This window comes from Pseudomonas sp. MF06569 (genome assembly GCF_059862735.1).
This window is the reverse complement of sequence record NZ_JCBCUZ010000001.1, coordinates 323,253-337,096: the sequence shown is the minus strand read 5'-3', so window position 1 is coordinate 337,096 and position 13,844 is coordinate 323,253. Positions and strand designations below refer to the sequence as shown.

The following is a 13,844-nucleotide window of genomic DNA, read 5'->3' as shown; positions in this document are numbered from 1 at the left end:
CGGTTTAGCTGTACACCCTGCCAAGGAGTTGGCGATGGCTTTCAAACTGATCGAGCACGTCACGACCGATTTGCTCTTGGGTGAAGCCCATCAGGTCGTACTCCTGGTTGCCGTTGTGCAAATACACCTCGGCCCGGTAATAACGACTGCGCACTTCATCCTGTTCGGATTCGCTCGGTGCGGCCAGATACCCGTCCAGGCTGACTTCGTAGACAAACGGGTTGCCCTCTTCCATCTCCACCCGCACGCCCATGCAACGCTTGGCACTGCCCAGCAGGGTTTGCACCTCCAAGCCCCGACTGCGCAGCTGTTCTGCCGCATCTTCCAGGGCCGGGGTCACGTGTTTGTCCATGAAGCGCTGCACCACCGCCTGGGTCGGTTGCAGGTCCTGGGCAGTCAAGCGCTCGCTGAAACCACGACGACCACGGGCGGCCAACTCGGCTTGTTCCTGCTCAACCAGGGTGTCCTGGCGCATCGCTTTGTGCAGGCCAAACATAAACAGGACCAATACCACCGAAAACGGCAGACCGGCCAGCACCACCATGGTTTGCATGGCCGCAAAGTTACCGGCGAACAACAGGCCAATGGTCACCAGAGTGATCACCGCAGACCAGAAGATACGCAGCCAGTGCGGCGCGTCTTCATCCACATCGCCGCCTTTGCACGACAGGTTGGCCATCATCACCGCGCCGGAATCCGCCGGGGTCAGGAACAGCACAAAGCCCACAAAGATCGACACGCCGATGACGATTTTCGACGCCGGGTAATGCTCAAGCAGTTGGTAAATAGCCATCGACGGCTGTTCAAGCGCCGTTTTCCCCAACTCCACCGCACCGTGGTTAACCACCAGGTCCAGTGCCGAGTTACCGAAGATCGACAGCCAGGCCAGGGTGAAGCCCAGCGGAATCAACAACACGCCCGCCACCAGTTCACGCACGGTACGACCACGGGAAATACGCGCGATGAACATCCCTACGAATGGTGCCCAGGAAATCCACCACGCCCAGTAGAACAGGGTCCACAGACCCAGCCAGCCCTCGGTTTTCTTGCTATCGCCTTCATACACGTACAGGTCGAAGGTTTTCATGACGATACCGTTGAGGTAGTCACCGGTGTTTTGCACAAAGCCGTTGAGCAGGTGCAGGGTGGGGCCGAACAACAACACGAAAATCAGCAAGCCGCTGAACAGCACGATGTTCAGGTTGGACAACCGGCGGATGCCGTTTTCAACGCCAGAGACAGCGGCGATGGTGGCCACGGTGCTCATCACGATGATCACGATCAGCAGGTTGGTATTGCTGTGTTCCATGCCGAACAGGTTCTCAAGCCCGGACGACACCTGCATCGAGCCAATGCCCAGGTTGGTCACCAGCCCCAGCAGGGTCACGAACATGCCGAAGCCGTCCACCGCATGGCCAGCAGCACCTTTGACCCAACGCTCGCCCATCAACGGATACAGCGCCGAACGCAGCGCCAGCGGCTGGTTGTGACGGTAGGCAAAATACGCCACGGCCAGGCCGACCAGCGCGTATATCGCCCAGCCGTGCAGGCCCCAGTGCAGGAAGGTCAGTTGCAACGCCTGACGCGCGGCTTCGTGGCTGCCCGACACGCCTTCAGGCGGGTTGAAGTAGTGATCCAGCGGCTCGGAAGCGCCGAAATAGAGCAAGGAAATACCGATACCGGACGAAAACAACATCCCGGCCCAGGCGCCATAGCTGAAATCCGGGGTGTCTTGCTTGGTGCCCAGCTTCAGTTTGCCGTAGGACGAAAACGCCAGACCGACCACGAAGATCAGGTAAGCGGCGATCACCACCATGTAATACCAACCGAAGCTGCGCGACAGCCATTCCTGGGCAACACCCAGAATACGACCCGCTTCTTCGGGGGCAATGATCAAGATGGCAGTCAACAACAATATCAAGGCAGTGGAGGTGTAAAACACCCAACCATTGACCGTCACCTTTTGCGGCGGGGTCTTTATAAGAGAGGCAGAACTCATTGCACGGGTGCTCCAGGCAGTGCGAGACAAGGACTTAAGGCAACGCACCACTCGACCAAAGGGTTGGATTACGACCAACGGTCGAGTGATATAAAGACACCGCTAAAAAACCGGACCCGCCCAGACCGCGTTCAGAACCTGTGTGCGTCCCCTTGAAATCAAGGGCTGCCCCGCGTGGTCTGGTGCGTTATGCCTGTTTGGACCTCCTGTCAGCGCCTGCGAAAGCCTGCTTCTGCCTAGGTTCCATGGGAATTTACCGTGTCGTTTTGCGCCATTCATGCGTAGGGAAACGACATAAATCGCGACGATTTGTCGCAGAGCTTATTCTTTGTTGATTGAACGTTCAATCAAAACAAAATAGACTGGCTGTCGTTCAGTGATGCTTATGCACTGCTCGCCGGCCCAAGGAGATTTGCGAAATGCCCAAGGTCGGTATGCAACCCATACGCCGCCAGCAGTTGATCGAAGCCACGTTGACGGCGGTCGATCAGGTCGGGATGGCAGATGCCAGCATTGCGCTGATTGCCCGTCTGGCCGGTGTGTCGAACGGCATCATCAGTCACTACTTCAAAGACAAGAACGGTCTGATTGCCGCCACCATGCGGTACTTGATGAACGTCTTGATCGACAACGTCACCGAGCGCCGCCTGGCGTTAAGCGATGACAGCCCACGGGCTCATCTGCAGGTGATTGTTGAAGGCAACTTCGACGCCAGCCAGGTCAGTGGCCCGGCAATGAAAACCTGGCTGGCCTTTTGGGCCGCCAGCATGCACCAGCCGTCGTTGCACAGATTGCAGCGGATCAACGATCACCGCTTGTATTCCAATCTGTGCTGCCAGTTTCGCCGCGTACTGCCGCAGGCCCAGGCCCGCAATGCAGCACGGGGCCTGGCAGCTCTCATCGATGGTCTATGGTTGCGGGGTGCCCTGTCGGGAGACGCGTTCGACACCGAACAGGCACAACGCATCTGCTACGAATACATGGATCTACAACTGGCGAAACAGGTGAGTTAGGCCCCAATAAATGCTTAACCCCTGAACTGTCGTGAGTTTGAGTTGCCCCAATCAGATGGCACCCGGCTCACGATCAACGCCAACCACTTATGCACTTGCGAGGATTTTATGGCCCGTTTCGAACTGCAAAAACTCTACATCGACGGCGGCTACACCGACGCCGGTAGCGACGCTACTTTCGATGCCATCAACCCGGCTAACGGCGAAGTCCTCGCTCAAGTGCAACGCGCAACCAAAGAAGACGTCGAGCGCGCGGTTGTCAGCGCTGAAAAGGGCCAGAAAATCTGGGCCGCCATGACGTCCATGGAGCGTTCGCGCATCCTGCGTCGCGCCGTTGAAATCCTGCGCGAGCGCAACGATGAACTGGCCGCCCTGGAAACCCTGGACACCGGCAAGTCGTACTCCGAAACCCGTTACGTCGACATCGTGACCGGTGCCGATGTACTCGAATACTACGCAGGCCTTGCACCCGCCATTGAAGGCGAGCAAATCCCGCTGCGCACCACCTCTTTCGTTTACACCCGCCGCGAGCCGCTGGGCGTTGTAGCTGGTATCGGCGCGTGGAACTACCCGATCCAGATCGCCCTGTGGAAAGCCGCACCGGCACTGGCTGCCGGTAACGCGATGATCTTCAAGCCAAGCGAAGTCACCTCCCTGACGACCCTCAAGCTGGCCGAGGTCTTCACCCAGGCGGGCCTGCCGGATGGCGTGTTCAACGTACTGACCGGCAGTGGCCGTGAAGTCGGTACCTGGCTGACCGAGCACCCGCGCATCGAAAAAATCTCGTTCACCGGCGGCACCGACACCGGCAAGAAAGTCACCGCCAGCGCCACCAGCTCGTCCTTGAAAGACGTGACCATGGAACTGGGCGGCAAGTCGCCCCTGATCATTTTCGACGACGCCGACCTGGATCGCGCCGCAGATACCGCGATGATGGCCAACTTCTACAGCTCGGGTCAGGTGTGCACCAACGGCACTCGCGTGTTTATCCCGACGGCCATGAAGGCTGCGTTTGAAGCCAAGATCCTGGAGCGCGTTGCGCGCATCCGCATCGGCAACCCGGAAGACGAAAACACCAACTTCGGCCCGCTGGTCAGCTTTGCTCACATGGAAAGTGTGCTGGGCTACATTGCCAAGGGCAAAGAAGAAGGCGCCCGCGTCCTGTGCGGCGGCGAACGCCTGACCCAGGGCGATCTGGCCAAGGGCGCATTCGTGGCACCTACCGTGTTCACCGACTGCACCGACGAGATGACCATCGTCAAAGAAGAAATCTTCGGCCCGGTGATGAGCATCCTCACCTACGACACCGAAGAAGAAGTAATCCGCCGCGCCAACGACACCGAGTTCGGTCTGGCTGCGGGCGTCGTGACCCGGGACCTGAACCGCGCCCACCGCGTCATCCATCAACTGGAAGCGGGTATTTGCTGGATCAACGCCTGGGGCGAGTCCGACGCAAAAATGCCGGTAGGCGGCTACAAGCAATCGGGCATTGGCCGTGAAAACGGCATCAGCTCGCTGGCTCAGTACACCCGGATCAAATCGGTACAGGTAGAGCTGGGCGACTACGTTTCGGTGTTCTAAACCCAACTGGCAGCCGATTACCTGTAGTCGCTGCCGCAGGCTGCGATGAAGTCCGTGAAGGCTTCGGGAAAACGGGTTGCTGAGCAACCCTTCGCAGCCTTCGGCAGCGACTACAGGCTTGTTTATTTCAAAGAGGGTGCATTTATGTCCCAAGAATTCGATTACATCATCATTGGTGCCGGCTCTGCCGGTAACACCCTGGCGACCCGTCTGACTGAAGACCAAGGCGTCACCGTGCTGCTGCTTGAAGCGGGCGGCCCGGACTACCGTTTCGACTTCCGTACCCAGATGCCGGCCGCCCTGGCATTCCCGCTGCAGGGCCGTCGCTACAACTGGGCCTTCGAAACCGATCCAGAGCCACACATGGACAATCGCCGCATGGAATGTGGCCGTGGCAAGGGTCTGGGCGGTTCGTCCCTGATCAACGGCATGTGCTACATCCGTGGCAACGCGATGGACTACGACGGCTGGGCAAAACTGCCAGGCCTCGAAGACTGGGATTACCTGAACTGCCTGCCGTACTTCCGTAAAGCCGAAACCCGCGACATCGGCGCCAACGATTACCACGGTGGCGATGGCCCGGTCAGCGTGACCACGCCCAAAGCCGGGAACAACGTGTTGTTCCACGCCATGGTTGAAGCAGGCGTACAGGCCGGCTACCCGCGTACCGAAGACCTGAACGGCTATCAGCAGGAAGGTTTTGGCCCGATGGACCGCACCGTGACGCCTAACGGCCGTCGCGCCAGTACCGCCCGTGGCTACCTGGACACCGCCAAGCAGCGCTCGACGCTGACCATCGTGACCCACGCCCTGACCGACAAGATCGTTTTTGAAGGCAAGCGCGCCGTTGGCGTTTCCTACATGGTCGGCGACAGCGACACCCGCATCCAGGCCAAGGCCCGTAAAGAAGTGCTGCTGTGCAGCGGCGCAATCGGTTCGCCAACCGTGCTGCAACGCTCCGGCGTCGGCCCGGCCGAACTGCTCAACAGCCTCGATATTCCGGTCGTTCACGACCTTCCGGGCGTTGGCCAGAACCTGCAGGATCACCTTGAGCTGTACCTGCAGTACGCCTGCACCCAGCCGGTTTCGCTGTACCCGTCGCTCTTGTGGTGGAACCAGCCGGCCATTGGCGCCGAGTGGATGTTCCTGGGCAAAGGCATTGGTGCCAGCAACCAGTTCGAAGCCGGTGGTTTTATCCGCACCCGCGAAGAATTCGAATGGCCGAACATTCAGTACCACTTCCTGCCGGTAGCGATTAACTACAACGGCAGCAATGGCGTAAAAGAACACGGTTTCCAGGCGCACATGGGCTCCATGCGTTCGCCAAGCCGTGGCCGGATCAACGTGAAGTCCAAGGACCCGCGTGAGTACCCGAGCATCCTGTTCAACTACATGGCAGCCGAGCAAGACTGGCAGGAATTCCGTGACGGCATCCGCCTGACCCGCGAAATCATGCAGCAGCCTGCGCTGGATGCGTACCGTGGCCGAGAAATCAGCCCTGGTATCGACAAGCAGACCGACGAAGAGCTGGATACCTTTATTCGCGAACACGCCGAGACTGCATTCCACCCGTCCTGCTCGTGCAAGATGGGCACCGACGAGATGGCCGTGGTAGACGCCGAAGGCCGCGTGCATGGGATGCAGGGTCTGCGTGTGGTCGATGCGTCGATCATGCCGCTGATCACGACTGGCAACCTCAACGCACCGACGATCATGATTGCCGAGAAAATCGCCGACAAGATCCGTGGCCGCCAGCCGTTGCCGCGCAGCACTGCCGACTACTACGTGGCAGGCGATGCACCGGTTCGCGGCAAGCCGCTGCGTGAAGTCAGCCGTACCGCGCAGTAAGCACACCACCCTGTAGTCGCTGCCGCAGGCTGCGAAAAGGGCCGAAGGGCCTTCGCTTTTGAAATGAGCGAACCCTTCGGGCCCGATCGCAGCCTTCGGCAGCGACTACAGGTTTGTCGCCGTGTTTGATTTCATCTCCCCCCCGCTTGCCCCCGGCCTCAACGCAGGCCTACTCTGTTGCCTCGTTTCGCTCCCCTATTCCAAACCTCGATACGTTTCCCGTTTTTCGGAGGTCAGTGCATGTTCGATTTTTACCCTCAGCTCAAGCAACGCTTTGGCGCGTTGCGCACCCGGGCCGAGTTCTTTTCGCTGCGTTATGTGCGCGAGTCCGGGCAATACCTGTCGGTACGCAAGAACGTCGCAGAACCCCCTTCATTCAATCACGATCAGGGCGCGATGCTCACGGTGCGGCTCAAGGGTGTCGAAGCCTACGCCGCCACCAATGACCTGTCGCAAGCCGGTTTGCAGGCAGCTCTGGAACGTGCCGAGGCACAGGCTCAACTGATTGCTGCCCACGCCCTGCTCGATCTGAGCCAGGAGCCGGTGTCCCACGAACGCGCTGACTACTACTCGCCCCATCTCAATCAAGCATTCCCGTCACTCAACGAATGCTTTGAACTGTTGGGCGCTGAGTCGGCTGCCGTCCCCAAGGACGAGCGGCTGGTCAGCTGGGACGTTTCGCTGGGCCTCAATCACGTCGAGCAGATCTATCTCAACAGCGCTGGCGCCGAGTTGCGCCGGGCACAACGTTTTGTCTACCCGGGCATCAGCGTCACCGCCTATGACGGCAACGACAGCCAGACCCGCAGCCTGGGCCGCGAAAACTTCGGTCAGCAAGGTGGCGCCGACGTGATCAGCCGCTGCGGGTTGATCGGAGCCGCGCCAAAGGTCGCCGACCAGGCCCTGCAATTGCTGCTGGCACCCAATGCCCCAAGCGGCAAACGCGACCTGCTGCTGATGCCCGACCAGATGATCCTGCAAATCCACGAATCCATCGGCCACCCGCTGGAACTGGATCGCATCCTCGGTGACGAGCGCAATTACGCAGGCACCAGCTTCGTCAAGGCCAGCGACTTTGGCAGCCTGCAGTACGGCTCCAAACTGCTGAACGTCACCTTCGACCCTGACATCCCGGAACAATTGGCCAGCTACAGCTTCGACGATGACGGCACACCGGCCCACAAGGAGTTCCTGATCCGCGAAGGCCTGCTGCTTCGGCCTTTGGGCGGTGCGCTGTCGCAGTTCCGGTCGGGCCTTGATGGCGTGGCCAACAGCCGCGCCTGCGGCTGGAACCGCCCTCCGATCGACCGCATGGCCAACCTCAATATCGAACCTGGCGACCAGTCGATGGCCCAACTGATCGGCGGCGTTGAACACGGCATCCTGATGGCCACTAACCGTTCCTGGTCGATTGACGATGCGCGCAACAAGTTCCAGTTCGGTTGCGAGTGGGGCCAGTTGATCGAGAACGGCGAACTCAAGGGCGTGGTGAAAAACCCCAACTACCGGGGTATTTCCGATCAGTTCTGGCGCAACCTCAGCGCCGTGGGTGACGCCAGTACCTTCAAGGTGCTGGGCACGCCGAACTGCGGCAAGGGCGAACCCAATCAGGTAATTCGCGTGGGGCATGCGTCACCCGCGTGCGTGTTCAATCAAATTGATGTGTTTGGAGGCGATGCCTGATGAGTACCCCATTGAGTCAGGCCGAGCAGTTCAAGGCGTTGGTCGAATGGCTGGGCAAGGCCATTCGACCGCCAGAGCAGTTCACCCTGGGCTACGACGCCGAAGCCTCGGAGTTCATCCGTTTCAACAAGGGCAAGGTGCGCCAGGCCGGGCGTGTGCAGCAGGCCAGCCTGAGCCTGAAACTGATCAACGACGGTCGCCACGGGGATATCCGCCTTACCCTGGCCGGTGAGCCGGATGTCGACAAACAGCGCCTGGCCGACGCGGTGCAACAACTGCGTGACACCTTGCCGTTGTTGCCCGCCGACCCTTATTTATTGCTGAACCCCCAGCCTTGGCACAGTCATGAGGTGCAGGACCATCCACTGCCGGACACCGCTCGGGTGCTGGATGAAATCCGCCGTGCGTGCGAAGGCGTCGATATGGTGGGGTTTTATGCCTGCGGCCCGATCAGCTATGGCTACGCCAGTTCCGAAGGTGCATTTGGCTGGCATCAGGCCAACAGTTTCAACTTCGACTGGAGCCTGTTCCACAGCAACGGCCAAGCGGTGAAAGCCAGCTACGCCGGGGCCGATTGGGACAGCGAACGTTTTGCCCAGCGCATGCAACTGGCCCGTGAGCAACTGAGCTTTCTGGATCGCCCGCTCCATGCCCTGGCACCCGGCGAGTACAGGGCCTACCTGGCCCCGGCGGCGCTGGAGGAAGTGATGAGCATGTTGTGCTGGGGCGGTTTTTCGGCACAGGCGCTGGCCAGCAAATCCAGCCCGTTGCAGCGACTGTACGGCGGTGATGCGCAACTGAGCCCCCTGGTGTCGTTTGACGAGCAGGTCAGCCAGTCCCTGAGCCCGGCGTTTTCCGGCGAAGGGTATCCGCGCCAGGACTTGTCCCTGGTCAAGCACGGCAAGGCCAACCAGCAACTGGTGGGTTCGCGCAGTGCTGCCGAATATGGCCTTGAGGTCAACGGCGCGCCACAGGGCGAGGCGCCGAGCGCACTGGCGATGGCGGCGGGTACGCTGGAACAGGCCGATATTCTCAAGCAATTGGGCACCGGGTTGTACATCAGCAACCTGTGGTACTTGAACTACTCGGACCAACCGGCCGCACGCCTGACCGGCATGACCCGTTTTGCCACCTTCTGGGTCGAGAACGGCGAGATAAAGGCCCCGGTCAACACCATGCGTTTTGATGACAGCGTCTATAGTCTGCTGGGTTCGCAGTTGGAGGCACTGACGGCAGATCGTGAGTTGTTGCTGTCGGCCAGCACCTACGACCAGCGCCAGACTGCGTCGAATCTGCTGCCGGGAGCGTTGGTCAAGAAGCTCACGCTGACGCTGTAACCCTGTGGGAGCGGGCTTGCTCGCGATAGCATCACTGCGGTGCCCAGATGCAACGGGGCGCCGCATCGCGAGCAAGCCCGCTCCCACAGGATCTCCATCTCCAATCGCCATAAAAAAGAGGTCTTATGCCCGTACGCCCGGTTCTGAGTCCTGAAACCCTGCGCTGGTTGCCGTGGGTTGTGGCCATCGCGTTTTTCATGCAGTCGCTCGACGGCACCATCCTCAATACCGCCCTGCCCGACATGGCCAGGGACTTGAAAGAAAACCCGCTGCGCATGCAAGGCGTGATCGTTGCCTACATGCTTACCGTGGCCCTGCTGATCCCTGCCTCGGGCTGGATTGCCGACCGCTTCGGCACCAAGAAAATCTTCTTCAGCGCCATTCTGCTGTTCAGTTTCGGCTCGTTGCTTTGTGCGCTGTCCAACACCCTCAACGAGCTGATTGGCGCACGGATCATCCAGGGCCTGGGCGGTGCCTTGATGCTGCCCATCGGACGGCTGGTGGTGCTCAAGGCTTACCCGCGCTCGGAGTTGGTGCGGATTATGGGGTTTATCACCATCCCGGGCCTGCTCGGTCCATTGATCGGCCCCACGATGGGCGGCTGGATGGTGCAGTACCTGAGCTGGCACTGGATTTTCCTGATCAATCTGCCGGTGGGCGTTCTGGGCTGCTGGGCAGTCTGGTACTTCATTCCGGACCTGCGCGGCAGCGAGCGCACCCGCTTCGACGGGTTGGGTTTCGTGCTGTTTGGCGCCGCGATGATATTTATCACCATTGCGATGGAGGGGCTGGGCGAGTTGCACATGCCGCACTTGCGCGTGATGTTGCTGCTCTTCGCCGGGATGGCGTGCCTGGCGGCCTACTGGTTGCGGGCGGGCAATATCAGCAACCCGCTGTTCTCGCCGGCACTGTTCAAAACCAAAACCTTTGCGGTGGGCATTCTGGGCAACCTGTTTGCTCGCCTGGGCAGCGGTGCGCTGCCGTTCCTGGTGCCGTTGCTGCTGCAAGTGGCGCTGGGCTACTCGCCGTCACAAGCCGGGATGAGCATGCTGCCACTGGCCGCAGCCGCCATGCTGGCCAAGTGGATAGCCCGACCGCTGATCGAGCGCGCGGGGTATCGCACGGTACTCACGGCCAACACCTTTGCCCTGGGCCTGATGCTGGCCAGCATGGGCCTGGTCACCGAACACACGCCCTACCCGCTGTTGCTGTCAATGCTGGCCGTCTTGGGGGCGATCAACTCGTTGCAGTTCACCGCGATGAATACCGTCACCCTGATCGACCTCGATGACGCCAGCGCCAGCAGCGGCAACAGTTTGCTGTCGGTGGTGGCGCAATTGTCCTTGAGCCTGGGCGTGGCCTGCGCCGGGGCATTGCTCGGCGGCTTCACTGGCGATGGCGGCAGCGACGGGGTGGACACGGTGCTCGGGGCGTTCCAGCTGACCTTCCTCACAGTCGGGATCATGGCGATGCTGGCGGCGGCTATTTTCCTGCAACTGTCACCGCAGGACGGCCGCAAACCCAAGGCCAACTCGGAGCATGACCTGGAACATTAAGCGACTTTTTAATCAGAACTGGATGACATCTCGTCCAGAATGTTCAGGCAAAGGGCATGGGACTGGTACACTGCGCGACATTTTGTTTTGCAGGCCAGTCCCGTGACCACCATTGCCACCGCTTTTAACACTCTGCCTCTGTCCGCCGCCATGCTGGCTAACCTCGACTCCCTCGGTTATGCCCAGATGACGCCGATTCAGGCGCAGAGCTTGCCGGTGATCCTCAAAGGCATGGACCTGATCGCTCAGGCCAAGACCGGCAGTGGCAAAACTGCCGCCTTCGGCATCGGCCTGCTGAACCCGATCAACCCGCGCTTCTTCGGCTGCCAGGCCCTCGTGATCTGCCCGACCCGCGAACTGGCTGACCAGGTTGCCAAGGAAATCCGCCGTCTGGCCCGCGCCGAAGACAACATCAAAGTGCTGACCCTGTGTGGCGGCGTGTCTTTCGGTCCGCAAATCGGCTCGCTGGAGCACGGTGCGCACATCATCGTCGGCACACCGGGCCGCATTCAGCAGCACTTGCGCAAAGGCTCGCTGGTTCTGGACGGTCTGAACACTCTGGTACTGGACGAAGCGGACCGCATGCTGGACATGGGTTTCTACGATGCCATCGAAGACATCATTGTAAAAACCCCGGAGCGTCGCCAGACCCTGCTGTTCTCGGCCACCTACCCGGCTGGTATCAAGCAACTGTCGTCCAAGTTCATGCGCAACCCTCAGCAAGTAAAAGCCGAGGCGCTGCACACTGACAGCCAGATCGAACAACGCTTCTACGAAATCTCCCCTGAAGAGCGCATGAGCGCTGTGACCAAGGTGCTGGGCCATTTCCGCCCGCAATCTTGCGTAGCGTTCTGCTTCACCAAGCAGCAGGTTCAGGAAACCGTTGATCACCTGACGTCCAAAGGCATTTCGGCTGTTGGCCTGCATGGCGATCTGGAACAGCGCGACCGTGACCAGGTGCTGGCGATGTTTGCCAACCGCTCGACGTCAGTACTGGTTGCCACCGACGTAGCGGCCCGTGGTCTGGACATCGACGCGCTGGACATGGTGCTCAACGTTGAGCTGGCCCGTGATTCGGAAATCCACATTCACCGTGTTGGCCGTACCGGCCGTGCTGGTGAAAAAGGTGTTGCGATCAGCCTGGTTGCCCCGTCCGAAGCGCACCGCGCCCAGGCCATCGAGCAGCTGCAGAAAGCCCCGCTGAACTGGGAAACCCTGGACACCCTGACCTCCCAGGGCGGCGCACCGTTGCTGCCGGCCATGAGCACGCTGGTGATCGGTGCCGGTCGTAAAGACAAGGTTCGTCCGGGCGATATCCTCGGTGCCCTGACGGGTGACGCGGGCATCCCGGGTGCCCAGGTTGGCAAGATCGCGATCTTTGACTTCCAGGCCTACGTGGCCGTTGACCGCACCGTGGCCAAACAGGCTGCCCAGCGCTTGAGCGAAGGCAAAATCAAAGGCCGCGTATTGCGCGTTCGGGTTTTGTAAGCGATCGCCTGAACACTGGCGATCACATGTGGGAGCGGGCTTGCCCGCGATGCAAACAACTCGGTTCAGCTGAATCACCGGGGTGCTGCAATCGCGAGCAAGCCCGCTCCCACATTAGGTTTGGATTGACTATAAATTTTGTGAGGACACCGCTTTGCGCTCTACCGACGTTGTGATTATTGGCGCTGGCGCCGCTGGTTTGATGTGCGCGCTGACCGCTGCCGGTCGCGGGCGAAAGGTCATGCTCATAGACCACGCCAACAAGGCGGGCAAAAAGATCCTGATGTCGGGCGGTGGCCGCTGCAACTTCACCAACATGTACACCGAACCCAACAATTTCCTGTCGCAGAATCCGCACTTCTGCAAGTCGGCCCTGGCCCGCTACACCCAGTGGGACTTTATCGAGATGGTCGCCAAACACGGCGTGCCCTATCACGAGAAAAAACTCGGCCAACTGTTCTGCGATAACAAATCCAGCGACATCCTGGAAATGCTCCTCGATGAGTGCCAAAAAGCAGGCGTCAGCCTGCACCTGGACACCTCGGTCGAGCAGATCGAAAAAACCGACAACGGTTACAGCCTCAACACAACGCTGGGGCCGATTGACTGCCTGTCGCTGGTGGTCGCCACCGGCGGCCTGTCGATCCCGACGCTCGGTGCCACAGGCTTCGGCTATCAAATCGCCAGGCAATTTGGCCACACCTTGTTGCCCACCCGCGCGGGCCTGGTGCCGTTCACCATCACCGACCAGCTCAAAGAGATCTGTACCGAACTCTCGGGCACGTCAGTCGACTGCCTGGTGAGCTGCAACGATCAGAGCTTCCGGGAAAATATCCTGTTCACCCATCGGGGCTTGAGCGGACCGGCGATTTTGCAGATTTCGTCGTTCTGGAATACCGGCGACACGGTTGAAGTCAACCTGCTGCCCGACCTCGACGCGCTGAGCTGGTTGCAAACCCAGCAGGCCGAACGCCCCAACAGCGAACTGAAAACCCTGCTCGGTGAGCTTTTCACCAAGAAGATGGCCAACCTGTTGGCCGAGCACTGGTTCGAGTCCAAGCCCATGAAGCAGTACACCCCGGGTGAACTGGCGCACGTGGCTGACAAACTGGCGAGCTGGAAAGTGATACCGGCTGGCACTGAAGGCTACCGTACCGCTGAAGTGACCCTGGGCGGGGTTGATACCCGCGAAGTGTCTTCCAAGACCATGGAGTCGCTGAAAAGCCCCGGCCTGTACTTTGTGGGTGAAGTGCTGGATGTGAGCGGCCACCTGGGCGGCTTCAACTTTCAGTGGGCGTGGGCTTCGGGGTATGCGGCGGCGCAGTACGTTTAACGCCAG

General features: G+C 60.2%; 9 protein-coding genes. 8 read left to right on the top strand and 1 reads right to left on the bottom strand.

Annotation, left to right across the window (positions count from 1 at the left end; translation table 11 throughout):
* Window positions 1-4: 4 nt before the first annotated feature.
* On the bottom strand, window positions 5-1,942 hold the full coding sequence (locus AC19YQ_RS01670; protein ID WP_326399150.1) for a BCCT family transporter: 1,938 nt from the start codon (window positions 1,940-1,942) through the stop codon (window positions 5-7).
* Window positions 1,943-2,418: 476 nt separating this feature from the next.
* Here AC19YQ_RS01670 and betI point away from each other — a divergent pair, with 476 nt between their 5' ends.
* The 8 genes from betI (at window position 2,419) to AC19YQ_RS01630 (ending at window position 13,838) form a co-directional block, all read left to right on the top strand.
* On the top strand, window positions 2,419-3,012 hold the full coding sequence (gene betI / locus AC19YQ_RS01665; RefSeq protein WP_339477222.1) for a transcriptional regulator BetI: 594 nt from the start codon (window positions 2,419-2,421) through the stop codon (window positions 3,010-3,012).
* 108 nt (window positions 3,013-3,120) lie between these two features.
* Window positions 3,121-4,593: a betaine-aldehyde dehydrogenase gene (gene betB / locus AC19YQ_RS01660; RefSeq protein ID WP_339477224.1), complete on the top strand. Its 1,473-nt coding sequence runs from the start codon at window positions 3,121-3,123 to the stop codon at window positions 4,591-4,593.
* A gap of 144 nt (window positions 4,594-4,737) precedes the next feature.
* Window positions 4,738-6,441 carry a choline dehydrogenase gene (gene betA / locus AC19YQ_RS01655; protein ID WP_500594446.1) on the top strand — a complete coding sequence of 568 codons (1,704 nt, stop codon included), beginning with the start codon at window positions 4,738-4,740 and terminating at the stop codon, window positions 6,439-6,441.
* 240 nt (window positions 6,442-6,681) lie between these two features.
* Window positions 6,682-8,124 carry a TldD/PmbA family protein gene (locus AC19YQ_RS01650; protein ID WP_500594445.1) on the top strand — a complete coding sequence of 481 codons (1,443 nt, stop codon included), beginning with the start codon at window positions 6,682-6,684 and terminating at the stop codon, window positions 8,122-8,124.
* Window positions 8,124-9,461, top strand: coding sequence for a TldD/PmbA family protein (locus AC19YQ_RS01645; RefSeq protein WP_500594444.1), 1,338 nt, complete (start codon window positions 8,124-8,126; stop codon window positions 9,459-9,461). Before AC19YQ_RS01650 ends, AC19YQ_RS01645 begins: the two co-directional genes overlap by 1 nt.
* Before the next feature lie 125 nt (window positions 9,462-9,586).
* Entirely contained in the window at window positions 9,587-11,017 is a 1,431-nt protein-coding gene (mdtD, locus tag AC19YQ_RS01640) for a multidrug transporter subunit MdtD (RefSeq protein ID WP_500594443.1), read from the top strand.
* A gap of 150 nt (window positions 11,018-11,167) precedes the next feature.
* On the top strand, window positions 11,168-12,505 hold the full coding sequence (gene dbpA, locus AC19YQ_RS01635; RefSeq protein WP_241486165.1) for an ATP-dependent RNA helicase DbpA: 1,338 nt from the start codon (window positions 11,168-11,170) through the stop codon (window positions 12,503-12,505).
* Between the two features lie 154 nt (window positions 12,506-12,659).
* Window positions 12,660-13,838, top strand: a complete 1,179-nt coding sequence (locus tag AC19YQ_RS01630) for a BaiN/RdsA family NAD(P)/FAD-dependent oxidoreductase (protein WP_500594442.1) — start codon at window positions 12,660-12,662, stop codon at window positions 13,836-13,838.
* Window positions 13,839-13,844 lie beyond the last annotated feature (6 nt).

Bases quoted from the DNA above. Each gene is read 5' to 3' on its own strand.
- dbpA (WP_241486165.1), top strand. From the start codon at position 11,168: ATGCTGGCTAACCTCGACTCCCTCGGTTATGCCCAGATGACGCCGATT.
- mdtD (WP_500594443.1), top strand. From the start codon at position 9,587: ATGCCCGTACGCCCGGTTCTGAGTCCTGAAACCCTGCGCTGGTTGCCG.
- AC19YQ_RS01645 (WP_500594444.1), top strand. From the start codon at position 8,124: ATGAGTACCCCATTGAGTCAGGCCGAGCAGTTCAAGGCGTTGGTCGAA.
- betA (WP_500594446.1), top strand. From the start codon at position 4,738: ATGTCCCAAGAATTCGATTACATCATCATTGGTGCCGGCTCTGCCGGT.
- AC19YQ_RS01650 (WP_500594445.1), top strand. From the start codon at position 6,682: ATGTTCGATTTTTACCCTCAGCTCAAGCAACGCTTTGGCGCGTTGCGC.
- betB (WP_339477224.1), top strand. From the start codon at position 3,121: ATGGCCCGTTTCGAACTGCAAAAACTCTACATCGACGGCGGCTACACC.
- betI (WP_339477222.1), top strand. From the start codon at position 2,419: ATGCCCAAGGTCGGTATGCAACCCATACGCCGCCAGCAGTTGATCGAA.